This window comes from Amycolatopsis sp. NPDC003865, from assembly GCF_053605345.1.
In genome coordinates this window covers 261,210-283,719 of the sequence record NZ_JBSGJA010000006.1, presented here as the reverse complement: position 1 = coordinate 283,719, position 22,510 = coordinate 261,210, and the positions used below count along the sequence as shown (strand labels likewise).

At 72.1% G+C, this 22,510-nt stretch carries 20 protein-coding genes; 8 read left to right on the top strand and 12 right to left on the bottom strand.

What is annotated here, in order from left to right; all coding sequences use genetic code 11:
* Nucleotides 1–23: 23 nt before the first annotated feature.
* Nucleotides 24–668 carry a LysE family translocator gene (locus tag ACWEVP_RS17370; protein ID WP_452063533.1) on the top strand — a complete coding sequence of 215 codons (645 nt, stop codon included), beginning with the start codon at nucleotides 24–26 and terminating at the stop codon, nucleotides 666–668.
* Here the strand turns inward: ACWEVP_RS17370 and ACWEVP_RS17365 are convergent.
* From ACWEVP_RS17365 to ACWEVP_RS17345, 5 genes are read right to left on the bottom strand one after another with little or no spacing between them, the layout of a single operon-like run.
* Nucleotides 649–975 carry an ArsR/SmtB family transcription factor gene (locus tag ACWEVP_RS17365; protein WP_452063532.1) on the bottom strand — a complete coding sequence of 109 codons (327 nt, stop codon included), beginning with the start codon at nucleotides 973–975 and terminating at the stop codon, nucleotides 649–651. The genes ACWEVP_RS17370 and ACWEVP_RS17365 overlap by 20 nt on opposite strands.
* A complete protein-coding gene (locus tag ACWEVP_RS17360) occupies nucleotides 972–1,760 on the bottom strand; it encodes a TIGR03620 family F420-dependent LLM class oxidoreductase (RefSeq protein WP_452063531.1) in 789 nt (262 codons plus the stop codon). Before ACWEVP_RS17360 ends, ACWEVP_RS17365 begins: the two co-directional genes overlap by 4 nt.
* Nucleotides 1,761–1,797: 37 nt before the next feature.
* The gene (locus ACWEVP_RS17355; protein ID WP_452063530.1) at nucleotides 1,798–6,258 is read right to left on the bottom strand and encodes a hypothetical protein; all 4,461 of its coding nucleotides are present in this window, start codon (nucleotides 6,256–6,258) and stop codon (nucleotides 1,798–1,800) included.
* 11 nt (nucleotides 6,259–6,269) lie between these two features.
* Nucleotides 6,270–7,070 carry a hypothetical protein gene (locus ACWEVP_RS17350; protein ID WP_452063529.1) on the bottom strand — a complete coding sequence of 267 codons (801 nt, stop codon included), beginning with the start codon at nucleotides 7,068–7,070 and terminating at the stop codon, nucleotides 6,270–6,272.
* Nucleotides 7,070–8,548 (bottom strand): hypothetical protein, encoded by a 1,479-nt coding sequence (locus tag ACWEVP_RS17345; protein ID WP_452063528.1) that lies wholly within the window; start codon nucleotides 8,546–8,548, stop codon nucleotides 7,070–7,072. The genes ACWEVP_RS17350 and ACWEVP_RS17345 overlap by 1 nt, the downstream gene beginning before the upstream one ends.
* A 62-nt stretch (nucleotides 8,549–8,610) precedes the next feature.
* Here ACWEVP_RS17345 and ACWEVP_RS17340 point away from each other — a divergent pair, with 62 nt between their 5' ends.
* From ACWEVP_RS17340 to ACWEVP_RS17330, 3 genes are all read left to right on the top strand, one after another.
* The gene (locus tag ACWEVP_RS17340; RefSeq protein WP_452063527.1) at nucleotides 8,611–9,048 is read left to right on the top strand and encodes a PPOX class F420-dependent oxidoreductase; all 438 of its coding nucleotides are present in this window, start codon (nucleotides 8,611–8,613) and stop codon (nucleotides 9,046–9,048) included.
* A gap of 39 nt (nucleotides 9,049–9,087) precedes the next feature.
* Nucleotides 9,088–9,927: a coproporphyrinogen III oxidase gene (locus tag ACWEVP_RS17335; RefSeq protein WP_452063526.1), complete on the top strand. Its 840-nt coding sequence runs from the start codon at nucleotides 9,088–9,090 to the stop codon at nucleotides 9,925–9,927.
* Between the two features lie 224 nt (nucleotides 9,928–10,151).
* Nucleotides 10,152–12,719 (top strand): PQQ-dependent sugar dehydrogenase, encoded by a 2,568-nt coding sequence (locus tag ACWEVP_RS17330; protein ID WP_452063525.1) that lies wholly within the window; start codon nucleotides 10,152–10,154, stop codon nucleotides 12,717–12,719.
* Between the two features lie 45 nt (nucleotides 12,720–12,764).
* Here ACWEVP_RS17330 and ACWEVP_RS17325 read toward each other — a convergent pair whose 3' ends face one another.
* On the bottom strand, nucleotides 12,765–13,133 hold the full coding sequence (locus ACWEVP_RS17325; RefSeq protein WP_452063524.1) for a hypothetical protein: 369 nt from the start codon (nucleotides 13,131–13,133) through the stop codon (nucleotides 12,765–12,767).
* A gap of 436 nt (nucleotides 13,134–13,569) precedes the next feature.
* Here ACWEVP_RS17325 and ACWEVP_RS17320 point away from each other — a divergent pair, with 436 nt between their 5' ends.
* The gene (locus ACWEVP_RS17320) at nucleotides 13,570–13,725 is read left to right on the top strand and encodes a hypothetical protein (protein WP_452063523.1); all 156 of its coding nucleotides are present in this window, start codon (nucleotides 13,570–13,572) and stop codon (nucleotides 13,723–13,725) included.
* On the opposite strand, the gene ACWEVP_RS17315 is transcribed toward ACWEVP_RS17320, so the two are convergent.
* Nucleotides 13,700–14,308: a TetR/AcrR family transcriptional regulator gene (locus ACWEVP_RS17315; RefSeq protein ID WP_452063522.1), complete on the bottom strand. Its 609-nt coding sequence runs from the start codon at nucleotides 14,306–14,308 to the stop codon at nucleotides 13,700–13,702. The genes ACWEVP_RS17320 and ACWEVP_RS17315 overlap by 26 nt on opposite strands.
* A 70-nt stretch (nucleotides 14,309–14,378) precedes the next feature.
* Here ACWEVP_RS17315 and ACWEVP_RS17310 point away from each other — a divergent pair, with 70 nt between their 5' ends.
* Nucleotides 14,379–15,305 carry a sterol desaturase family protein gene (locus tag ACWEVP_RS17310; RefSeq protein ID WP_452063521.1) on the top strand — a complete coding sequence of 309 codons (927 nt, stop codon included), beginning with the start codon at nucleotides 14,379–14,381 and terminating at the stop codon, nucleotides 15,303–15,305.
* On the opposite strand, the gene ACWEVP_RS17305 is transcribed toward ACWEVP_RS17310, so the two are convergent.
* Nucleotides 15,191–16,090: a helix-turn-helix transcriptional regulator gene (locus ACWEVP_RS17305; protein WP_452063520.1), complete on the bottom strand. Its 900-nt coding sequence runs from the start codon at nucleotides 16,088–16,090 to the stop codon at nucleotides 15,191–15,193. The genes ACWEVP_RS17310 and ACWEVP_RS17305 overlap by 115 nt on opposite strands.
* Before the next feature lie 163 nt (nucleotides 16,091–16,253).
* On the opposite strand from ACWEVP_RS17305, the gene ACWEVP_RS17300 reads away from it, so the two are divergent.
* Together ACWEVP_RS17300 and ACWEVP_RS17295 are read left to right on the top strand one after the other, a co-directional pair.
* Entirely contained in the window at nucleotides 16,254–17,666 is a 1,413-nt protein-coding gene (locus ACWEVP_RS17300) for an MFS transporter (RefSeq protein ID WP_452063519.1), read from the top strand.
* 218 nt (nucleotides 17,667–17,884) lie between these two features.
* A complete protein-coding gene (locus ACWEVP_RS17295; RefSeq protein WP_452063518.1) occupies nucleotides 17,885–18,235 on the top strand; it encodes an ArsR/SmtB family transcription factor in 351 nt (116 codons plus the stop codon).
* Between the two features lie 261 nt (nucleotides 18,236–18,496).
* Here ACWEVP_RS17295 and ACWEVP_RS17290 read toward each other — a convergent pair whose 3' ends face one another.
* From ACWEVP_RS17290 to ACWEVP_RS17275, 4 genes are all read right to left on the bottom strand, one after another.
* On the bottom strand, nucleotides 18,497–18,853 hold the full coding sequence (locus tag ACWEVP_RS17290; protein WP_452063517.1) for a bleomycin resistance protein: 357 nt from the start codon (nucleotides 18,851–18,853) through the stop codon (nucleotides 18,497–18,499).
* Nucleotides 18,854–19,151: 298 nt separating this feature from the next.
* On the bottom strand, nucleotides 19,152–20,168 hold the full coding sequence (locus ACWEVP_RS17285) for a glucosyl-3-phosphoglycerate synthase (RefSeq protein WP_452063516.1): 1,017 nt from the start codon (nucleotides 20,166–20,168) through the stop codon (nucleotides 19,152–19,154).
* Nucleotides 20,169–20,530: 362 nt separating this feature from the next.
* Entirely contained in the window at nucleotides 20,531–21,523 is a 993-nt protein-coding gene (whiA, locus tag ACWEVP_RS17280) for a DNA-binding protein WhiA (protein ID WP_086671216.1), read from the bottom strand.
* On the bottom strand, nucleotides 21,514–22,509 hold the full coding sequence (locus ACWEVP_RS17275; protein WP_452063515.1) for a gluconeogenesis factor YvcK family protein: 996 nt from the start codon (nucleotides 22,507–22,509) through the stop codon (nucleotides 21,514–21,516). Before ACWEVP_RS17275 ends, whiA begins: the two co-directional genes overlap by 10 nt.
* Between the last annotated feature and the right edge of the window lies 1 nt (nucleotide 22,510).

Here is a 22,510-nt window from a genome sequence, read left to right as displayed (position 1 = left end):
GGAGGCGCGTTTACGCTCGCGGCATGGTCTCCGGTGCGCACTTCGCGGCCTTCGCCGCGCTGACGTTCCTCATGGTCGTCGTCCCCGGGCCGAGCGTGCTGTTCACCATCAGCCGCGCGCTCACGGTCGGCCGGCGCGACGCCCTGCTCACCGTCGTGGGCAACTCCGCCGGCGTCTACACGCAGGTCGTCGCGGTCGCCTTCGGCCTCGGCGCGCTCGTGACGACGTCGGCCGCGGTCTTCACCGCGATCAAGATCGCCGGCGCGCTCTACCTCGTCTACCTGGGCGTCCAGGCCCTCCGGCACCGGCGGAAGCTGTCCGACGCCATGGCCGCGAAGGTGCCCGGCACGCCCGGCCGGGTCGTGACCGTGCTGCGCGACGGGTTCGTCGTCGGCTTCGCGAACCCGAAGTCGATCGTGTTCCTCGCCGCGCTGCTCCCCCAGTTCGTCGACCCGGCTGCCGGGTCCGTGCCGGTCCAGATGCTGCTGCTCGGCCTGTGCCTGCCCGCGATCGCGCTGGCCACCGACAGCGCGTGGGCGCTGGTGGCGGGCACCGCCCGCGCGTGGTTCGCCCGCTCGCCGAAGCGCCTGGAAGCGGTCGGCGGCACCGGCGGACTGGTCATGATCGGCCTCGGCACGACGCTCGCGTTCACCGGCCGGGGTGACTGAGCACCAGGTCCAGCAACCCCGGGAACGCGGCGTCGAATTCGGGGCGCCGCAAGCGGTTCAGCCGCCGCGGGCCTTCGTCGTGCTGCTCGATCAGGCCCGCCGCGCGCAGCACCCCGAAGTGGTGGCTGAGCGTCGCCTTCGCCACCGGCAGGTCGAACGTGCCGCACGCCTTCGTCCACTCCGGGACCGCCGCCAGCTCGCGCAGGATGCTGCGGCGCACGGGGTCGGCGACCGCGGCGAGGGCGTCCTGCAGGGACACCTCCGCCGGGACGCCGTGCGTGAGGCCGCGAGCCCGCGCCGAGGTCACCGCAGCGCCTCCGCCAGCGCCGGCCACCACTCGCGGGGCAGGCCACCGGCCGGGACGACGACCTGGTCGGCCCCGGCCGCCCGGTACTCGCGCAGCCCGGCGACGACCGCGTCGAGGTCGCCGCGCAGCGTCAGCCCGTCGACCAGGCGGTCCGACAGGTCCGCGATGTCGGCGTCGGTGAAGCCCATGCGGCGGAAGTTGTTCGCGTAGCCGGGCATCCCGGCCAGGAACCGCAGCGAGCCCTCGCGAGCGCGTTCGCGAGCAGTCGCCGCGTCGGGCTCCGCGACGACGTTCAGCAGGACCACCAGCTGCTTCCCGGCGCCGAGGATCTCGCGCGCCGAAGCGACGTAGTCCGTCGTCACCAGGAACGGGTACGCGCCCGCCGCGCGGTCCCGCGCCAGCTCCAGCATCTTCGGGCCCAGCGCCGAGAGGATGCGCGCGGACGCGGGGACAGTGTGGTCCAGCTCGTCGAGGTAGTCGTTCAGCGTGGCCAGCGGACGCGGGCCGTGCGCGCCGCCGAGACCGACCACGAACCGCCCGGCCGGCAGGTCCGCGTAGGCCGCGGCGACCGCGGCGGCGGGCACCCGGTCGACGGGGAGGATGCCGCTGGCCACCGGGATCTTCGCGGTCCCGTGGACGACGTCGGTGATCAGCGGCAGGTTGCTGCCCTGCCCGCCCGGCAGCCAGAGCGTGGCGTACCCCAGCTCCTCCAGCTCGGCGGCGGCCGCGACGGTCTCCGGCCCGGTCGTGTTCAGCGTGGCGCCCAGCGCCCCCAGGTTCGTCATGCGCGCGGCAACCACGAAACCCCGGGAGATGTTCCCGTCACGCCGTCTGTTCGTCCTCAGCGGAATCGGCGGGTTCTTCGGACGGCCGCGTGAACATCCGGGTCGCCGACAGCCGCGCGACGCCGTCGGGGTCGCCGAGGTCGTCCAGGGAGTTGCGGATCGTCGAGTCCACCGACAGGTACTTGCGCCCCGCCCGCAGGTCGGCGTCGTTGCGCAGCCGCACGATCAGCGGGAACTCCGACAGCGCGCCCGCGTCGAACAGGCCCGTGGTGTAGATCAGCTGCACGCCGAGCGCCTCGGCGACCGCGCGCTGCAGCTCCAGGAGGTACCCGGCGGACGCGCGGCCGATCGGGTTGTCGAGGAACAGCACGCCGGAGTGCCGGTTGCGGACCTTGCCGCGGTTGTTGGCGCGCAGCGCCGCGAGCGTGCAGTACAGGATGATCGCCGCGGTCAGCTGCTGGCCGCCGGAGAAGACGTCGCGGATCTCCGACACGCGCTGGCGTTCGGTCCGCAGCACCGAGTCCGGCTTGAGCATGTCGACGCGGAAGCCCTTGGGCGCCGCGGCCCGGACTCCGCGCAGCACCAGCGAAAGCCCGTCGCGCTTGACGTCGCGGCCGTCCGCGGTCTTGCCGACGGCGGCTTCGTCGACGACCTCGCCGAGCTTCTCGGTGAGCGCGTTGTCCTCCAGCTCGGTGAACCGGATGCGCAGGAACTCCTGCCCGGACCAGTCGCCGAGCCCGTCCGGCAGGCGCGAGACGCGCTGGGCCGAGCGCAACGTCCGCAGCGCGCCGTCGACCATGCCCTGCAGGCGGGTGATGATGCCGCCGCGGTGCCGGTCGATCTGCGCGAGGTCGTCGGTGAGCGACCGCAGCCGCGGCCGCAGCGCTTCGGCCCACTCGGCGGCGTGCGCCGGGAGCTGGTCGCGCTTGACCGAGATGACCTGCTGGCGCACCGGCGTGCTCAGCTTCTCGAACCGCTTCTCGGTCGCGTACTGCGCGAGCTGGTCGGCGGCCGCGCGCACCCGGCGGTCGCCCGCGTCGGCGGCTTCCTGCGCCTGGCCGAGCGTCGCGTTGAGGCGGCTGTGCTGGGCTCGGGCGGTCTCGACGTCGCCGTCGTAGGCGGCCGCGTCCGTGTCGGTCACCAGGTGGGCCATCGACTCCGCGAGCAGCGCGAACCCGGACGCGGAACTTCGAGCCGACTCCAGCGTCGCTTCCGCCGCGGCCCGGCGTTCCTGCAGCTCTTCCCACTTGCGCGCGGCCGCCGAAGCCTCCAGCCCGGCCGCGTCGATCAGTTCCAGGCCGTGCTCGATGTCCCGCGGCTTCTCGCCGGTGACGCCGTTCTGCAGCGGCAGCGCGTCCAGCTCGGCGCGCCGCGTCGAAACGAGCCCGATGGCTTCGGTGCGTTCGTCCTCCAGGCCGTCGACGACGCGGCGAGCCCGCGCCAGCGCGGCCGCCCGCGCCGAGGCGTCGGAACCGTCGGGCGTCTCCAGCAGTTCGGCCGCGCGGACCCGCACGGCCTCGTCGAGGGACTCCACGGCCGAACCCGCCGCCGCTTCGGCGGATTCGGCCTGCTCCAGCTCGGCCCGCAGGTCGCTGCCGACCTCGACCTTCGCGTAGGACTCGGACGCCGAGAGGTAGGTCCGCCGCAGCGCGTCGACGGGCTCGGACGGCACGTCGCCCTCGGCCGCCTCGGCCGCGCCGGGCACCTCGGCGAGTTCGGCGCGCGCGGTGGTCGCGGTGCGGCGGTGGCCGTCGGCGGTGCGCTGCTCCTCCCCCGCCTGCTCGCGCAGCCGCGCGGCCTTGCCCGCGGCGTCGGCGGCCTGCAGGTCGGCGCGCTCGGCGACCTCGGTGGCGCGCTCGACGTCCTCGGTCCACTCGGTGATCCGCGCGCTGCGGGCGCCCAGCTCTCCCAGCCGCCGCGCCTTCTCTTCGGCTTCGGCCGCGGCCGCCCGCAGTTCGGGGACGCGCTCGCGCAGCGACGCCGCTTTCTCGCTCAACCGCGCGAAGTCCGCGTCGGCTTGGTCCAGCGCCGCGCGGGCGGTCTCGCGGGCGGTGCGGGCGGCCTGGGCCTGCTCGGCCAGGGTCGCGACGGCGCCGGGCGGGTAGTCCTCGCGCCAGGTGGTGAGCTTCCAGGTCAGCGCGCCGTCCGCGGACAGCTTGGCGGACAACGCCTCGAGGCGCCGCTGCCGCTCGGTGTGCCGCCGCGCCACGGCTTCCCGCTCGGCGTCGGCGGCTTCTTCGTCGTACATCGCGGGGTTCGGCGGCACGAGGAACTCGACGCCGGGCGCGGCGGGCACCTCGGCCTGCAGGGCTTCGGTGGTGCCGACGGCGATGGTCGCGGACGGCAGCAGCCGCCGCTTCGTGAGCACTTCGCGGGCGCGATCCACGTGCGCGGCGTCGTTCAACAGCACGCCGGACACCAGCTGCGGCAGGCTTTCCAGCACCTCGGCCCGCCGCGAAGCGTCCAGTTTGGACAGATAGCGCCAGCCGGACCACGCCGTGATCCCGGCTTCTTCGAGCGCGTCGAGGGCGGCCTGGACGTCCTCCGGGGGCGGCAGGAGCCCACCGGAGCCGAGGGCGGCGAGCGCGCGCTCGTCGGCGGACTCCTCCATCCGCAGCGCGGTCTGCTCCTTCTCGACGGCCGCGCTCGCCTCGCGCAGCCGTTCCAGCAGCACCGGCAGATCGCTTTCCAGCGCGACGTCGTCGGCGCCGAGCAGCTCGATCAGCCGCCCTTCGGCGGCCAGCGCGTCGGTGCGGCGGTGGGCGCGGTCGAGGTCCTCGGTGGCGCGCTCGAAGCGGTCCTGGGTGGTGCCCGCCAGCTGGTGCGCCTCGTTCACGGCCCGTTGCGCCGCCTGGAGATCCGCCGCGACGCGGTCGAGTTCCTGCTCGCGCCGCACGAGTTCGGCGGTGGCTGCTTCGGCGGCGCTGCGAGCGGCGCGGGACGCTTCGGCGACGTCGGCGCCCGACGGCAGCAGCCCCGCCCGCACGGCGTTCTGGACTTCTTCGCGCAGCTCGGTGATCCGGGCCGTGAGGCCCCGGGCTTCGGCGCGGCGGGCGGCCGCGAGGTTCGCGGCTTCGTCGCGTTCGGTCTGGGCCTTCTCCGCTTCGGCCCGCAACGCGCCCGCGTGCGCTTCGGCCTTGTCGGCCTGACGCTGGGCGTCCTGCGCCAGCGCGTGCAACCCGCGCGCGAGCGCCGAAGCGGCGTCGTTGCGCGCCTTCAGCGCCGGCCGCGCCTTCTCTTCCCGGCTGCCGACCAGTTCGCGCAGGTCCTTCGCCTTGCGGGCCGCGTTCAGGGAATTGAGCACGGTCGCCGTCTCGCGCCAGGCCTCCGCCGCGGTCTTCGCCTCGGCGAGTTCGGCGTCGACGCGCTTGCGGGCCTCCTGGGCTTCGTCCAGGCGCAGCACGGCGACCAGGCGACGCAGCTCCGTGACGGCCGCCGCGAGCCGCCGGTGGTCGCCCTCCGCGAGCTTCTCGGCGGACTTGACCTCGGTGACGTGGTCCTCGAGCCCGGACAGCCGCGCGTTCTCGAGCTCGTTGCGCGCGACGACGCGCCCGGCCAGCGCGGCCATGTCGGCTTTCGCCGATTCGGCGATCTTCCGCGACTCCGCGGCGACGCCTTCTTCGGCGGCCAGCGGCCCCAGCAGGTCCAGGGCGCCGGCCACGAAGTCGCGTTCGGACAGCAGATCCCCGCGCTGCGCCAGGTTGTGCGCGTAGGTGGCGACGACCTCGGCGAGATCCTTCGGCTCCTCTTCGGAGATCACCGCGCGCAGCAGGAACTCGACGAACGCGTCGTCGGTGCCGAAGGCGAACGCGTCCGCCGCTTCGCCTTCGCCGGCGTTCATCGCGCGCTGGTAGCGGAACAGCTCGGTGTCGAGGCCGAGCCCGTCCAGGCGGTGGGTCCACTCGTGGTGGCGGCGGGTCCAGAACAGTTCCAGCTCGGGCTCGGCCAGCTGGGCCGCGGCGAGCTTGTCGTGGAAGCCGGACATGGTGAGCAGCCGGCCGTCCTGGGTCATCGGCAGCGTATCGAGCCCCAGCGCGGCGGTCGGGCGGAAGCAGTACCAGGAGTCGGCCAGGTTCTCCGAGTCCGACGAGACGACGTGCCCGCGCCACTCCGACGTCTTGCCGGTGATGATCCGGTGGCCGCTCTCGACGTGCAGCCACTCCAGCACGACGTGGGAAACGTCCTTGGCGGCGACGAACTTCTCCAGGACCTTCGTGCTCGTGGTGCCGACGACCTGGCGGCGGCCGGGCAGCATGACCGAGAAGATCAGCTTGATGAGCACGGACTTGCCGCCGCCGTTCTCGAGGAACAGCACGCTCGCCGGCGACGGGCGGCGCAGCTCGGCCGGCCCGGTCGCGTGGATGCCGGCGCTGAACAGCGCGTCCTGCTGCGGCGCGGTGATCTTGGCGCCGACGCCGCTGAAGTCGAGCACGACGTCCTGGTAGCGGGCACCCGCCGGGCCCACCGAGTGCAGGCGGACCCGCGAAAGCTCGTACATCGAATCCCCTCTTAAAGCGTGTCCGAAGACGCCGCGCGCAGCGTGCCCCCGGCGTTCGCGACGGCGACGACGTCCAGCGCGAGCAGGTCGTCGAACGCGGCGTCCGCGGCGAGCTCGCGGACCTGGATCTGGTAGCGCGGCGTGGTCCGGTAGGTGCCGCCCTGCTCGTCGCTCACCGGGACCAGGAAGCCCTGGTCGGCGAGGAAGCGCAGGGCGCGGGAGACCATGCCGCGGGTGGTGTCGGCGGCGAGGCGGCCGTCCTTGGTGGCCGCGGCCGCGGGACGCCGGGTGTAGGCGCGCCAGGCCTGTTCGAGCTCGGGCGCGTCGGCCAGGGGGTCGTTGTTGGCCTCGGCCGCCGCGGCGCGTTCGTCGAGCATCCGGGCGGCTTCGCGGACCATCGCGTCGACCTGCTCGACGCTGACGCGGCCGATGTAGGTGTCGTTGGCCAGGTCGTCCGGCCGCGGGTAGCCGAGCGCGGCGGCGGCGAGGTGGATGAGGCCGTGCAGGACCTTCTCCGTGTCGCGGCGCTCGCGGATCTTGGCCTGGCGGGCGTAGGAGTCCATCTTGATTTCGAAGACGGACTCGTCGGTGGCCGCGAGGACCGCGCCGGCCTGCTGGTTGACCTCGAGGACCATGAGGCCGAGCCCGGCGGCGACGGCGTGGGTGAGCGCCTTGAACGCGTTGTCCTCGCCGTAGCGGCGCACGAGGTCGCCGTACACGACGTCACGCGCGGGCAGCTGCTTCGGCCGCATGCCGAAGGCGACCAGCCGGGCGGCGGCCTCGGCGTCCACGCTGCTGTGGGACAACGCCATCAGGCGACCTCCTCGTTCTCTTCTTCGTCGGCGCGCTCGACGGCCGCGGTGGACAGCAGCAGGTCGGCGCCGCCGAACTCCGGGTCGTCGAGGAGCGTGCCGTCGTCGACGGCGAGCAGCACCTGCCGGTCGCCTTGGCGGCGGGCCGCGCCGACCCCGGGACTGTAGGCGTGGACGGCGCGCAGCGCGACGAGGGCGGCGAGGCCGGGCTGGCGGCTGCGGCGCGCTTCTTCGAGCAGGCCCGACAGCCGCCGCGGCACCTCGGGCAGGTCGAGGAGTTCGTCGGCGCGCCGCCAGACCTCGTCGCCGAAGCGATCGGTGGTCTCGGCGGGCATGAGCTCGGGTTCCGGGATCTCCCCGACCAGCTGATCGCGCTCCGGTGCGGGCCGCAGGAGCAGCGAGACCAGCGAGGACAGCGACGGCACGACCGGCGCGGTGATCCCGGCGGCGGCGTGGAAGAAGTGCTCGGCGGGCGCGACGGCGTCGGCCAGCGGCAGCCCGAGGGTGGGGACGAGGAGCTGGCCGAACAGGTCGAGCGTGGCGCGCTGGGGCGGGCCGGAGAACTGCTGGCGGTCCTGTTCGGCGCGGAAGACCGCACCCGCGTCGGCCAGCCGGGACTGCAGGCGCGTGTGGCGGCGGATGCAGTCGCCGACGATGTCGACCAGCTCGGCGGCACGGCGTTTCTTGTCGAGGTCCTCGGTCTCGTCGCGGGCGGTGGTGATGTTCTTGAGGATGGCGTTCTCGGCGCGGAAGCGGGCCTCGATGTGGCTGAGCGCGCTGTCGAGCAGCTCCGGGACCTCGCGCTCCCAGTCGACCGACCGGACGTCGCGGCGGGTCGCGTCGAGCTTCGCGCGCAGGGTCTCGCCGTACTGGACGGTCCGGTAGCGGGCCTGCTCGGCGGCGAGCTTCGCGTCGGCGAGCCGGCCGCGGTTGATCAGGTTCTCGAGCTTGACCTCGGCGGCGATCTGCGCCGATTCGACGTCGGTGTCGAGGGCGCCGACGAGGACGTTGATGGCCTCGTCGGTGGCGCGGAGGTAGACCTCGCCGTCCGGGGCGGCCAGCTCGACGAGCAGCTTGAAGTCGAACTGCCGCCGCTGGTAGCCGCCCGGCCCCATCGAGCCGTAGACGCGCCGGAAGCCGCGGTCGGTCGTGCCGACGTTGATCAGGTTGTCCAGGACCCACTTGGCCACGCGGACGTGTTCCTCGGGCATCCGCGACGGCGCCTGCTGGGCGATGAAGGGCAGGAGCCGGTCGATGACCTGGTCGTGGCCGGCGCCGGTGTCGAAGTCCATCGCGATGGTGACCTGGTCGATCGTGTGCAGCGCGATCTCGGCCATCTGGTAGACCGTGGCGTCGGCCCAGTCGAGCTTCGCCTTGCGCGCGTCCAGGTCGTGCAGCGGCGCGGTGCAGGCCAGCGCCTTGAGGCGGCGCGTCAGCCCCTCGTCGGCCAGTCCTGGTCCCCCGGTGTCGTCTCGCACAGCAGGCCAGGCTAGTCGGCCACCCTCTGCGCACGCCCGGGTGACGGGCTAACGTCCCCCTCATGCGTGAGATGAGCCGTGAAGAGTGGTGGCAGTTCGCGTCCGAGGGCACCCGCACGGGCATGCTCGGCCTGGTCAGGAAGGACGGCTCCCCGATCGTGACGCCGATCTGGTTCCTGCTGAACGAGGGCCCGGACGGCGACGAGCTGATCTTCACGACCGGCACCGAGACGCTGAAAGGGAAGGCCATCGCCCGCGACGGCCGCATTTCCCTCGCCGTCGACGACCAGAAACCGCCGTATTCGTACGTGCAGTTCACCGCCGAGGCGCGGCTGACCCACGACTTCGACGACATGCTCGCGTGGGCGACCAAGCTGGGCGGGCGGTACATGGGCGCCGAGCAGGCCGAGGCGTACGGCAAGCGCAACGCCGTCCCGGAAGAATCGCTCGTCCGGGCGAAGATCACCAAGGTCATCGCCCGCGCCGACATCGCCGGCTGACCCCGGTTTCGCGTACCCTGCCCGGTGGGGGTGGGGCCCATGGTTCCGGGTGAGGACGACAGACGGGACGCCGTCAAGGCGATCCTGAACTCCGGCCAGCGCGAACTGGTCGCCGAGCTGGAACGCCTCGACGGCGGGGCCCGCTTCGGCCGGGGCCGGGCGCGGCTGCTGGAGAACGGGGACGTCTTCGAACGCGCCGGCGTCTGCGTGACGTCGACCGACGACGGCGGGTTCCTCACCTGCGGGCTTTCGGTCGTGATCCACCCGCGCAACCCGTACGTGCCCGCGTTCCAGGCGCACTTCCGATACTGCGAAGCCGGGGAGACCTGGTGGTTCGGCGGCGCCGCGGAGCTCATCCCCTGCTACGGCTTCGCCGAAGACGCGACCCACTTCCACCGCGTGCTCCGCACCCACTGCGACACGCTCGACCCGGCGTTCCACGCGCAGGCCAAGCGGACCGCCGACGACCGCTTCCGGCTGCCGCACCGCGACGAGCCGCACGGGCTCGGCGGCATCGCCTACGACCATCTGCGCCCGCCCGGCCCGCACGGCTGGCGTCGCGGCGCGGCGTTCACGGCGGCGGGCATCGCCGCCGTCGCACCCGCGTACCTCCCGATCGTGCGGCGGCGCCGGGACCACCCGCACGGCGAGCGCGAGCGGCAGTGGCAGCTGCACCGCCGGGGCCGGTACGTCGAGGCCGCCCTCTTCCACGCCGCGTCCGCCCCGCCGGCCGACGCCGAAGCCGTGCTGACGGCCCTGCCGCCGCTGGCCCGGTGGGAGCCGCCCGGCACGCCACCGCCGGGGAGTCCCGAAGCGGCGCTGGCGTCCTTCCTGGTGCCCCGCGACTGGGCGGGCGAGGCCGCCGCGATGGCCGGCTGACGACCCGGGTCACGTCCTCGCCGGGCGCGCACCGGTGAGCGGGAAACCCTTCTTCACCAAGGGTGAGCGGTCGCGTCGAGTATTGACACGGCCCGCTCGGAGGGTGTGAGATCTGTCCCATAGATAGGAAACTTTCCTAACTATTAGATCCGATTCCGGTGGTCCGCCGACCAGTTCCGCCCCGGTCACCCCCTGTCCCCCCCCACCCACGCAGGAGGCTCCCAGTGGCACCCCGTCCACCGTGGCGCGTGGTACTGGCCGGTACCGCCGTCGCGGCGCTCGGCCTCACCGCGCTCAGTCCGGTAAGCGCTTTCGCGGCGGATACCGACTACGAGTCCGAGAACGCCGTGCTCTCCCAAGGCGTGGTCGAGTCGAACCACGCCGGCTACTCCGGCACCGGGTTCGTCAACTTCGACAACGTCGTCGGCAGCTACGTCGAGTACTCCGTGAACGCCGCGCAGGCGGGCACGCACACCCTGACCTTCCGCTACGCCAACGGAACCGCCGACAACCGCCCGGTGAAGCTGCTCGTCGACGGCGGGGACAAGGGCACCGTCGACTTCCCCGGCACCGGCGCCTGGACGACGTGGAAGACCGCCACCGCGACCGTCCAGCTGACCGCCGGCGTCAACAAGGTCCGCACCACCGCGACCACCGCGAACGGCGGCCCGAACGCCGACAAGCTCACCGACACCTTCGTCGCGCCCACCGACGGCGAAGCGCCGACCCCGCCGTCGAACCTCAAGGCGAGCACCATCCTCCCCACCGCGGCGACGTTCACCTGGACCGCCGCGACCGACAACGTCGGCGTCGTCCGCTACGAAGTCAACCGCGGCGGCAACGTCCTCAAGACCGTCGACGGGAACACGACCACGGCGACCGTGGACAACCTGACCCCGAACACCGCCTACGACATCTCGGTCGGCGCGTTCGACGCCGCGGGCAACCCGTCGCAGCAGAGCAACGTGGTCACCTTCACCACGCCGCCGAGCGACGACACCACCCCGCCGACGGTGCCGGGCAACCTTCGTTCCACCGGCGTCACCGCGAACAGCGTTTCGCTGGCGTGGAACGCTTCCACCGACAACGGCGGCACCGTCGCCGGCTACGACGTCTACCAGGGCGCCACGAAGGTCGCGACCACGACGTCCCTGGGGACGACCGTCACGAACCTCAGCCCGAACACCTCCTACACCTTCACGGTCAAGGCACGCGACCCCGACGGCAACAGCTCCGCGGCCAGCAACGCGGTCACCGTCAAGACGTCCGCTCCGGGCGGCGCAGGGGGCATCCCGGAGTACGACAAGGACATCGCGAAGGTCGACCTCGGCTGGTCGGTGGACTTCCTGCCGAACGGCAACGCGCTGGTGACCGAGCGGGACCGGTTCGAGATCGTGCTGGTGACGCCGTCCGGCCAGAAGACGACGCTGGGCAAGGTGCCGGGCGCGGTCACGACCAGCGGTGAAGGCGGCCTGCTCGGCCTGGCGATCTCGCCGAACTGGGCGTCCGACCACGCGATCTACCTGTACCACACGGCTTCCGGGGACAACCGGATCGTGAAGATGACCTACGACGGCGCCACGCTGTCCTCGACGTCGACGCCGGTGCTGACCGGGATCGCGAAGAACCGCTACCACAACGGCGGCCGGATCAAGTTCGGTCCGGACGGCAAGCTGTACGCCACCGTGGGCGACGCGAAGAACAGCGACAACGCGCAGAACAAGAGCTCGCTCAACGGGAAGATCCTGCGGCTGAACCCCGACGGCTCGGCGCCGTCCGACAACCCGTTCTACGCCACCAGCGGCAACGCCCGGTACGTGTGGAGCTACGGCCACCGCAACCCGCAGGGCCTGGCCTGGGACTCCCGCGGCCAGCTGTGGGCGGCGGAGTTCGGCGAGAGCAGCCAGGACGAACTCAACCTGATCCAGAAGGGCGGCAACTTCGGCTGGCCCAGCTGCGAAGGCACGCAGGGCAGCTGCAGCGGCTTCATCGCCCCGAAGAAGACGTGGCCGACCTCGCAGGCCGGGCCGAGCGGGCTGGAGATCGTCAACGACTGGATCTACATCGCCGGCGTCACCGGCGAGCAGATGTTCGCGACGCAGATCAACTCCGCGGGCACCGGCATCGGCTCCGTGTCGACGCTGTTCTCGGGACGCTGGGGCCGGCTGCGCTCGGTCACCAAGACCCCGGACGGCGGGCTCTGGCTGACGTCGACGAACAACGACAAGAACGGCGGCACGCCGTCGGTGCTGGACAACGTGATCGTGCGGCTGAAGTTCCCCGGCGGTTCGACGCCGGGTGAGTTCAAGCTGACCAGCTCCGCGTTCGCCGACAACGCGACCATCCCGGACAAGTACACCTGCGCCGGCGACGGCACGGCGGGCCAGGACCCGTCGCCGCCGCTCGCGTGGGGCGCGGCCACCGGCGCGAAGGCCTACGCGGTCGTGTTCGCCGACGTCGCCAACAGCGGGAACAAGCTGCACTGGGCGATCTGGGACGTCCCGGCCACCGCGAAGTCGCTGCCGGAAGGCCTCGGCGCGGGCTACACCGTGCCGAACCAGGGTGGCGCCAAGCAGAAGGCGATGGGCAGCGGGGCGAACGCCCTGAAGTTCTTCGGCCCCTGCCCGGGCGGCTCCAGCCACCCGTACACGTTCACGCTGTACGCGCTGAACACCGCGACGGTCCCCGGCCTGAGCTCGTCCTCGACGATGGCCCAGATCGAGACGGCGATCAAGGGCGCGTCGACGGCGAGCGTGGTGCTGCGCGGCAAGTCCAGCGCGGCGGCCCAGTAGCCGCGGCAGGGGTGACCGGAGCGGCGCCGGTCACCCCTGCCGCCCTCACCCCTGCTCGGCCAGGGTGCGCAGGTGCGCGTCGACGTCGAAGCCGTGTTCCTCCAGCCGGCGGCGGGCGAGCAGGAGCTCGTCGGGGGTGAACAGCTCCGAGTACTCCGCGCGGAGCATCGTGGCCTCCGAGCTGCGGCCGAGCTGGTTCTTCTCCCAGAGGACGGTGAACCCGCCCGCGGTGCCGGCGCCGCGCAGCAGCAACCGGGCCGCTTCGACGCCGCCGTGCTCGCGGACCATGCGCTCGAACTGGGCCGGCCGGTAGCCGTAGTCCTTGGCCAGGACCCGGCAGCCGTCGAGCAGGTCCTCGGTGAACCGCGCGGCGAGCCGGGGGTCGGCCGGGACGGGGGCGGCTGGTTCGGGCATGGGACACCTTCCGACGCGATGGCTTCCCTGATTAATCGCGAAGGCTACCCGTTTCGCTACGCCGTTCGGGCAGCCAATCGGCGAACACCACTCTGCGTACGCAGAATAACGGACAAAACCTGCCAAAAGGAACTTGTCGGTGACGCACGCCGTGCCGGCCGGCATGCGAACCGTGGTACACGGCGACGTTCATGTCCACTATGGACAGATCTACGTCCACGGCGAAGGGCGGACCACGAACAGCGCGTGCGCGAATGGGTGGCAGCCTGCCGGACGAGCGGATTCTGGCGCTGCCGCCGGGGTTTCTCCGGCTGTTCGCGAAACAGGAGCACGATCTGGCCGGCGCCGTCGTCGCGGCCCCGGGCGAGGTCCAGCGCACGCTGGCCCGCTATATCGCGCGCCGGACGGGCGCCACGACAACGCGCCGCGGCAGGCCATGGCCTTTCCGGCGATCTTCGGCGCGGCGAAGGCCGAGCCCCACGAGGCGCTGGGTCAGGTGCGTTCGGCGGCGACCGTGACCTTCGGGGACGACCGCGCCGCCTTCTTCGCCGAAGTCCGCGCCGAGTTCACCAGCCGAACAGGCCCGCCATGATGCGCGCGCACCGGGCCGTCATCGCCGCCGCGTCCTCGTCCGGGCGGTCGATCCACCAGCTGATCAGCGAGTCGACCACGCCGGTCCAGACCTGCGCGATCGCCTCGATGTCGACCGGGTCGGCCAGCCCGCGCGAGGTCATCAGCTGCGTCGCCCCCAGCAGCGCGAACGCGTCCAGGCGGTGCCGGTAGTCCGCCGCCGACGCCGCGATGTCCCCGGTGGCCGGGACGGTTTCGTCGCGCAGGAGACGCCACGCGTAGCGGTCGTGGTCGAACGTCGTGAAGATCGCCGAGAGCACCTTCAGCGGCATCTGGTCGGGCTCGCCGCCGGCCGCCATGGTCGTCGCGACACCTTCGGTCAGCCGGTCCCCCGCGCGGTGCAGGCAGGCCAGGTAGAGCCCGTCCTTCGAGCCGAAGTACTGGTACAGCAACGGCTTCGTGACCCCGACCCGGCGCGCGATCTCGACCATCGACGCGCCCGCGTAACCCACCCGGCCGAACTCCTCGGTGCCGGCCACGACGAGCTGGGCCTCGCGCTCTTCGCGAGGCATCCCCTTGGTCCCGACCGCCCTTGACTCCGTCACGCGCGAGAGCCTACCGTGCGTAAAGTGACCCAAGGGTAAGTTACCGCAAGGTCAGATCCTAGGAGGCGACGTGGCCGAGTTCCTGGCGCACCTGCGCGACCCCGTGTTGTTCGCGATTCCGGTGTTCGTGCTGTTCGTAGCGATCGAAATCGTCGCGGTGCACGTGCTCGGGCACGACGACAACGTCATCGGCTACAGCCCGGCCGACACCCGCACGAGCATGCTGATGGGCACCGTCGCGGTCGGGGTCAACGCGCTGTTCCGGCTGGTGATGCTGGTCGTGTTCGCCGCGCTGTTCGAGCTGGCGCCGGTGAAGTTCGACCCGCGCGACTGGTGGACGTGGGTGCTCATGCTGCTCGGCCAGGAACTGGTCTTCTACGGCTACCACCGCGCCAGCCACCGCGTGCGGCTGCTGTGGGCCGGCCACCAGGTGCACCACTCCAGCGAGCACTACAACTTCTCGACCGCGCTGCGCCAGAAGTGGACCCCGTACTTCCAGCTGCCGTTCTGGTCGGTGCTGGCGCTGTGCGGGATCCCGCCGTGGATGATCCTGACCGGGCTCTCGATCGACCTCGTCTACCAGTTCTTCGTGCACACCGAGAAAGTCGGCAAGCTGCCGCGCTGGTTCGAGTACGTCTTCAACACCCCCTCGCACCACCGCGTCCACCACGGCAGCGACGAGGAGTACCTGGACGCCAACTACGGCGGCATCCTCATCGTGTGGGACCGGCTGTTCGGCAGCTTCGTGCCGGAGGGGAGGCGGCCGACGTACGGGCTGACGAAGAACATCGGCACGTACAACCTGCTCAAGGTCGGCTTCCACGAGTACGGCTCGATCCTGCGCGACCTGCGCACGGCGAAGACGTGGCGCGAGCGCGCCGGTTACGTGCTCGGCCCGCCCGGGTGGGCGCCCCGCACCACCGCCGGAGCCGGAGCCGACGCGCTGCCCAGGAGCTTCAGCGCGGTCTCCGACGGCGAACCGGGCTCGGCCGTGTAGGCGATCAGGCGCTGGCCGGACGTGCCCGGGATGACGAGGTTCTCGAAGCTGAGCTCCACGTCGCCGACCACCGGGTGCCGCAGCAGCTTGACGCCCGAGGTGCACGTGCGCACCGGGTGCCGGGCCCACAGCTTCGCGAACTCGTCGGAGTTCATCGTGAGCCTGCCGACCAGCTCGGCCAGGCCGCGGTCGTCGGGGTGCCGGCCGGCGACCAGGCGCAGCGCCGCCACCGCCAGCTCCGCCTGCTCGGACCGGTTCCGGTACAGCGCGCGGTACCGCTCGTCGAGGAACAGCATCGTCGTCAGGTTGGGCCGGGTCGCGGGATCGTCCGGGCCGCCGGGTGCCAGGTGGGCCGCGAGCAGCGCGTGGCCCAGCTGGTTCCAGGCGAGGACGTCGTTGCGGCGGTCCATGATCACGGCCGGGACGTGGGTCATCGCCCCCAGCAGCTGCCGGGCCGACGCGCTCGCGTGCGCCACCCGCGGCGCCGCGGGACGGCGGGAGGTCGTGGCCGGCCGCGCGAGGTCCTTCAGGTGGGCCGTCTCGTCCTCGGTGAGCCGCAGGGTGCGCGCGATCGCTTCCAGCGTGCTGTCGGAGGCGTTGCTCGCGCGGCCCTGCTCGAGGCGCGTGTAGTGGGTGACGCTGACGTTGGCGAGCGTCGCCAGCTCCTCGCGGCGCAGGCCGGAGACGCGGCGGCGGGCCGGGTGCGGCGTGATGCCGACGTCCTCGGGACGCAGCGCGGCGCGGCGCGACTTGAGGAAGTCGCCGAGCTCGGACGGGGCTGCCATGGACACCTCCAGTACTCACCCCATGATGCCCGGACCGGAAGCGGTGAGCCTGGTGCTGTCGTGACCACCCTCGCGTGGACGGGGGAAAACGGGGTTCTGGCTGGGGTTGCGGATGCCGGTGATCGTTCTCGGTGATCGACGAACCCCGCTGGAAAGGACTCCCGTGTCCGCCACCGAAACCGAGGCGGCCGCCCGGCTCACCCCCCGGCTGCGGCTGGTGCTCGTGCTGCTGCTCGCCACGCAGTTCATGCTCGCCGTGGACTTCGCCATCCTGAACGTCGCGCTGCCGGTGATCGGCGGGAACCTCGGCTTCTCGCTGGGACACCTGCAGTGGATCGCCACCGCGTTCGCGCTGTGCGCCGCGGGGTTCACGCTGTTCTTCGGCCGGGTCGCGGACCTGTTCGGCCGGCGCCGGCTGTTCCTCGGCGGCCTGGTCGTCCTGGGCGCGGCCTCGATCCTGGGCGGTCTGGCGCAGAACCCGGAGATGCTGATCGTCGCCCGCGTCTTCCAGGGCCTGGCCACCGCCGCCGTGACGCCGGCCGCGCTGTCGCTGATGACGGTGTCGTTCCCGGAGGGCCCGCTGCGCCAGAAGGCGCTCGGCCTCAACGGCGCGCTGATGTCCAGCGGCTTCACCGCCGGCGCCATCCTCGGCGGCGTGCTGACCGACCTGCTGTCGTGGCGGTGGGCGTTCTTCGTCAACGTGCCGGTCGCCCTCGCCGTGCTGCTCGTCGCGCCGGCGGTGATCAAGGAGTCCCGGCCCGACGAGCGCCCGAAGCTCGACGTGCCCGGCGCCGTCACTGTGACGCTCGGCCTGCTGGCCGTCGTCTTCGGCCTCACGCAGGCGAGTGACGAGGGCTGGGGCTCGGCGACCGTCCTCGGCTCGCTGGCCGCGGGGGTGGTGCTGCTGCTGGTGTTCCACGCCGTCGAGCGCAAGGTGGCCGCGCCGCTGGTGCCGCTCGCCGTGCTGCGCAAGCGATCGGTGGCCTGGGGCAACGTCGCGGGCCTGATCGCGTTCCTCACCGAGTGCTCGCTGGTGTTCCCGCTGACGCTCTACCTGCAGGAAGTGCTCGGGTTCTCCCCGCTCGCCGCGGGTCTGTCCTTCGGCGTGCTCGGCCTGGGCACAGTCACCGGTGGCGTCTTCGCGCCGAAGGTCATCGGCAAGGCCGGCAGCAAGCGGACGCTGATCGTCGGCGGCATCCTGCAGACGGTGTTCACCGCGGCCCTGCTCGGCCTCGGCGACGACCGCTCGTGGATGGCGCTGATGCTGATCGCCAGCTTCGCCGGCGGCGTCGGCAACATGCTCGTCATCGTCGGCTTCATGGTGACGGCCACCTCGGGGCTGGCCGACCGCGAACAGGGCCTGGCCACCGGCCTCGCCACGATGACCCAGCAGGTCGGCATCACGATGGGCACACCGATCATGAGCGTGGTGGTGACGTCGGCGGTGGCGGGTACCGGAGCCACGGCCATCCTCGGCGGCCTGAAGGCGGCGATCGCGGTGAACGCCGCCATCGTCCTGCTCGGTCTCCTGACCAGCGCGCTGTTCCTGCGCAGCGATCGGGCGCCCGCGCGCTGACCCGAACGAAGAAGCCCGCGATCCGGGGTGGCGGGAGCGAGCGACAAATCGATTCTCGACGTTCACCTGAATGCTTTTCACCGCGCTTCTGTCGGGAAATTTCAAGGAGTGTCAAGGCGCAGGTTTCGTCCGCGCCGACAGTCCGAAAAGGTCGCGCGCGCACGTCGCATCGGATATCATCGATACGGCCATGATCAGCACGGAAGGCCACTGACGACATGCCCGTGACAGGCGACATCGCGGCTCTGCTCGAGCCCCTCAAGGCGCTCGCCAACCCGGTGCGGTTCGAAGTGCTGCAGTGGCTTCGCGAGCCGGAAGAGCACTTCCCCGTCGACCCCGCCGTGGTCGACCCGCGCGAGGTCGGCGTCTGCGTCAGCCACATCCAGGCCAAGGCCGGGCTCGCGCAGTCGACCGTGTCCGCCTACATGGCGGTCCTGGAACGTGCGGGCCTGGTGCGGGCGACGCGCGTCGGGAAATGGACCCACTACCGGCGTGACGAAGAACGCATCGCGTCGTTCATCGAATTGTTCAAACAGGAACTCGGGTCGCTTTCAGCCGGCTTGGCGTAGCCGTTTTCCGGTTCAGCCGTGCCCCATCCGGAAACCGACGCCGCGCACGGTGACGATCCACCGGCTCGAGCCGAGCTGGCTCCGCCGGCTGCTTACGCGCGTGTCGATGGTTGGATCTCCGGGTCGGCCGGCGCGCCGGTGACCGTACCCACCGGCTGTTCGGTCTTCCCCAAGGAGCTGCAGCGCCCCGTCGCCGCGTTCGAGCAGCCGGCGTTGTTCGTCGACGAGGTCCGGTCATTCTTCCGGCTGGTCCGGTGATGGTCACCCGGACTCGGTAAGCGGCTGGCTGAAGATCAACAAGTGCCCATCGGGTGTCCGTACGGTGAAGTCGCGCATCCCGTAGGGCCGGTCATCCAGTGGCTCGACGATGTCGGCGCCGCGGGCGCGCAGTTCGTCGTGGCAGGAATCGACGTCGTCGACGATAACCGTCACCCTGGCCGGGCCGACGCTGCTTTCGGCGTACAGGTGGAACTCGGCGGTGTCGCGGATCACGGCCGCGTAGCTGGGTGGGGTCTCCCAGGTGAATATGGTGTCGAATCCGAGCGTGTCCGTGAAGTACGACCGCGCTGCCTGCACATCTCGGCACGGCAGCACGGGAATCGCCACCCGCATGACCATTCCGTCACCGTACCTGAGTTTGGCTCAAGATCGCTGATCTTGGGGAGGGGGCTGGCTGTTGAGCCGCCGGCCGGGGACAGGCCCGGCGCAACACCGCTTCCATCCGGGCGAGCAGTTCCGTAGGCCGTAGGGCTTGACGATGTAGTCGTCGGCCCGGCGGGCCCCCAGCCCGAGCACGCGGTCCGGCGGCACACCTGCAGGCCGTCGAGGTCCGCGAGAAGGATGCGGACAGCACGAAACAGCCGGGCGGGGACTTCCCCTGCCCGGCTGTTTCCCGGCGCTCGTCAGGCGGTGGACGTCACGCCGTGGTCCGCAGATCGACCGCGTTTTCCGGGCGCACCGTCGCCGGCAGGGCGGCCAGCGGCGGGCGCTGCGGAGACGTCACGTCGGTCAGCACGAGTTCGCGCTCGACGCCGTTTTCCGAGACCCCGCGCTGGAACTGCGCGAGCAGCGTGGCCGGCGGGATCGCGGTGACCAGGCGGCCGTGGTGCTCCAGGCGGTCGAAGAGCGTCTGCATGATCTGCCCGGACATCCGGCCCAGCGCCTGGGTGCTCTGGTGCCGGTGGACGCGGTGGCCGAGGTCGACCTGCGCGAGCGCGTCGAGGCCGCGCAGTTCCAGCAGGTCGATGAGGTGCCCGATCTCGACGCCGTAGTTGACGACGAACGGGATGCTCTCCAGCACCTCCCGCCGCCCCGCGTACTCGCCGGCCAGTGGCTGCACGAACCCGGCGAGCTCCGGCCAGAACATGTTGAGCAGCGGCCGGGCGACGAGCTCGGTGACGCGGCCGCCGCCTTCCGGCTCGCTGCCCGCCGCGCCGTTCAGCGGGCGGTGGTAGAAGCCCTTGACGTAGGCGACCGCCGGGTCGGTGAGCAGCGGGCCGAGCAGCCCGGTGACGTAGTCGGTGGTGAAGTCATACAGGTCGCCGTCGACGAAGACGACGAGGTCGCCGGTCGTCGCCGCGACGCCCTTCCACAGCGCCTCCCCCTTGCCCTGCAGCCCGTCGAGGGCGGGGAAGACGTCGTCCTGCGCGACGACCCGGGCCCCGGCCGCGGCGGCGACTTCGGCGGTGGCGTCGGTGGAGTGGCTGTCGACGACGAGGATCTCGTCGACCAGGAGGCCCCCCAGCTCCTCGCGGATGGCGGTGACGATCGCGCCGACGGTGGCCTCTTCGTTCCTGGCCGGAATGACGACGGAGACGGTGGTTCCCCGCTTGGCCGCGACGAGCTCGTCGATCGTCCAGTCGCCGGCCTTGCTGCTGCGCCGGGCGAGCCAGGTGCCGACCTCCGGCGTCACCTGCAGGCGTGCGTTACGCATGCTTTCCCCTTCCCTCGTTCGGCGTATCCCTGTCCGAGGTTCGACGTGCCGCGTTTCGGCGGCCGCACCCGGGTGCTACCGCGGTGTTACGAAGTAGCCGGTCCGGTTAACGCGACCGGCCGAATCCGGCTGACCGGCGGTGCGTCACGGCCTGGGCTCGCGGTCGATGAGCCAGTACTCCAGGGCAGCCCTCGCCGGGGCCGCGCACGCTGCTCGCCGGCCTGCCCGAGCCGGAGCTGTGGTTCCTCCGCACTTGCTGCCGCTGTCCACCGCGTCGATCGACGGCCGGCCGGCGGGCCGTGGCCGCGGGTCCTCGTCCGGCGCCTTCTTCCCGCGCGTCGGGCGTGACAGCGGCTTCCCCCTCAGGCGTCTTCCTCTTCGAGCATCTCCGGCGTGACCGCGGACTCCGTGTCCGGGATGTTCAGGTCCTTCGCCCGCTTGTCCGCCATCGCCAGCAGCCGCCGGATGCGGCCCGCCACCGCGTCCTTCGTCATCTGCGGGTCCGACAGCTGGCCCAGCTCCTCCAGGGACGCCTGGCGGTTCGACAGCCGGAGCTTGCCCGCCGCCAGAAGGTGGTCCGGGGCCGTGTCGCCGAGGATCTCCAAGGCCCGCTCCACCCGGGCCGCCGCCGCGACCGCCGCGCGGGCCGAGCGGCGCAGGTTCGCGTCGTCGAAGTTCGCCAGGCGGTTGGCCGTCGCGCGGACCTCGCGGCGCATCCGGCGCTCTTCCCACTGCAGGACGCTCGTGTGCGCGCCCAGGCGGGTCAGCAGCGCGCCGATCGCGTCGCCGTCGCGGACCACCACCCGGTCGGCGCCGCGGACCTCGCGGGACTTCGCCTGGATGCCCATCCGCCGGGCCGCGCCGACCAGCGCCAGCGCCGCCTCGGGGCCCGGGCAGGTCACCTCGAGCGACGACGAACGGCCCGGTTCCGTCAGGGAACCGTGCGCGAGGAACGCCCCGCGCCACGCCGCTTCCGCGTCGGCCACGCCCCCGGACACCACGGCCGCGGGCAGCCCGCGCACCGGGCGGCCGCGCTGGTCGATCAGCCCGGTCTGGCGGGCCAGGCCCTCGCCGTCCTTGACCACGCGCACGACGTACCGGGTGCCCTTGCGCAGCCCGCCGCTGGCGGTGATGACGTGGACGTCCGAATGGTGGCCGTACAGCTCGTGGATCTCCTTGCGCAGCCGTCGCGCGACCGAGCCCGTGTCCAGCTCCGCCTCCACGACCACCCGGCCGGCCACGATGTGCAGCCCGCCGGCGAAGCGGAGCAGTGACGCGACCTCCGCCCGGCGCGGCCCGATCTTCGTGATCTCCAGCCGGCTCAGCTCGTCCTTGACCGCGGCGGTCATCGCCATTGCTGCCCCTCCCTGCCTTTCGCTCCTCCCCCGTGCTCCCTGCCGAGACCGAGAGCCTCCCGCATGCACAACGCGAGCGCATCAGGATCATGCCGTCCCGCCACCGCGGGGTCGGCCACCGCCCCCAGGTGTGCCCGGCCGCCGAGCCGTTCCGCCGCGCGCCGGAGATTCGCCGGGTCGGGCACGGAATCGCGGTCCGCGATCACCGCGTCGACCCGCAGATCGGGCGCGTGCTCGAAGAGTACGTCCAGGTGCCGCTCCGGTGAGAATCCCGCGGTTTCCCCCGGCTGGGGGACAAGGTTCAGCACGAGCACCTTCGTCGCGCCGGTCTGCACGAGCGCGTCGTGCAGACCCGGCACCAGCAGATGAGGTAAAACGCTCGTGAACCAGGAGCCCGGACCGAGGAAGACGACGTCGGCGTTCAGCACCGCTTCGACGGCTTCCTCGCACGCCAGCGGCGGCCGCCCCGTGCCGCCCGGTGCGCGCAGGCTCACGCGCTGCACCTGACCCGGGGTGGTCGCCACCGCGACCTGCCCGCGGATCGTGCGCAGCGCGGCCGGGTTCTCGCTGTCCAGGCCGCTGACTTGCCCCTCGATCTCGAGGGGCTCCGGCGACATCGGGAGCACGCGCCCCGAGACGCCCATCAGCCGGCACGCCTCGTCGAGTGCCGCGACCGGGTCGCCGAGCACCTCGAACAGCCCGGCCAGCAGCAGGTTTCCCACGGCGTGGCCGGCCAGCGCGCCGTCGCCGCCGAAGCGGTGCTGGAACACCTCCGCCCACAGCGTTCCGCCGTCTTCGGCGGCGAACGCGGCGAAGGCCTGCCGGAGGTCGCCCGGCGGCAGCAGCCCGAGCTCGCGCCGCAGCCGGCCGGACGATCCGCCGTCGTCGGCCACGGTCACGATCGCCGTGACGTCGGGGGTCACCCGCCGCACCGCGGACAACGTGGCGTGCAGCCCGTGGCCGCCCCCGAGGGCGACCGCGCGCACG

Coding starts and splice junctions, on each gene's coding strand:
- ACWEVP_RS17325 (WP_452063524.1), bottom strand. CDS start 13,133: ATGCCCGAACCAGCCGCCCCCGTCCCGGCCGACCCCCGGCTCGCCGCG.
- ACWEVP_RS17320 (WP_452063523.1), top strand. CDS start 13,570: ATGGCCTTTCCGGCGATCTTCGGCGCGGCGAAGGCCGAGCCCCACGAG.
- ACWEVP_RS17295 (WP_452063518.1), top strand. CDS start 17,885: ATGCCCGTGACAGGCGACATCGCGGCTCTGCTCGAGCCCCTCAAGGCG.
- ACWEVP_RS17355 (WP_452063530.1), bottom strand. CDS start 6,258: ATGTACGAGCTTTCGCGGGTCCGCCTGCACTCGGTGGGCCCGGCGGGT.
- ACWEVP_RS17340 (WP_452063527.1), top strand. CDS start 8,611: ATGCGTGAGATGAGCCGTGAAGAGTGGTGGCAGTTCGCGTCCGAGGGC.
- ACWEVP_RS17290 (WP_452063517.1), bottom strand. CDS start 18,853: ATGGTCATGCGGGTGGCGATTCCCGTGCTGCCGTGCCGAGATGTGCAG.
- ACWEVP_RS17350 (WP_452063529.1), bottom strand. CDS start 7,070: ATGGCGTTGTCCCACAGCAGCGTGGACGCCGAGGCCGCCGCCCGGCTG.
- ACWEVP_RS17285 (WP_452063516.1), bottom strand. CDS start 20,168: ATGCGTAACGCACGCCTGCAGGTGACGCCGGAGGTCGGCACCTGGCTC.
- ACWEVP_RS17305 (WP_452063520.1), bottom strand. CDS start 16,090: ATGGCAGCCCCGTCCGAGCTCGGCGACTTCCTCAAGTCGCGCCGCGCC.
- ACWEVP_RS17370 (WP_452063533.1), top strand. CDS start 24: ATGGTCTCCGGTGCGCACTTCGCGGCCTTCGCCGCGCTGACGTTCCTC.
- ACWEVP_RS17335 (WP_452063526.1), top strand. CDS start 9,088: ATGGTTCCGGGTGAGGACGACAGACGGGACGCCGTCAAGGCGATCCTG.
- ACWEVP_RS17360 (WP_452063531.1), bottom strand. CDS start 1,760: ATGACGAACCTGGGGGCGCTGGGCGCCACGCTGAACACGACCGGGCCG.
- whiA (WP_086671216.1), bottom strand. CDS start 21,523: ATGGCGATGACCGCCGCGGTCAAGGACGAGCTGAGCCGGCTGGAGATC.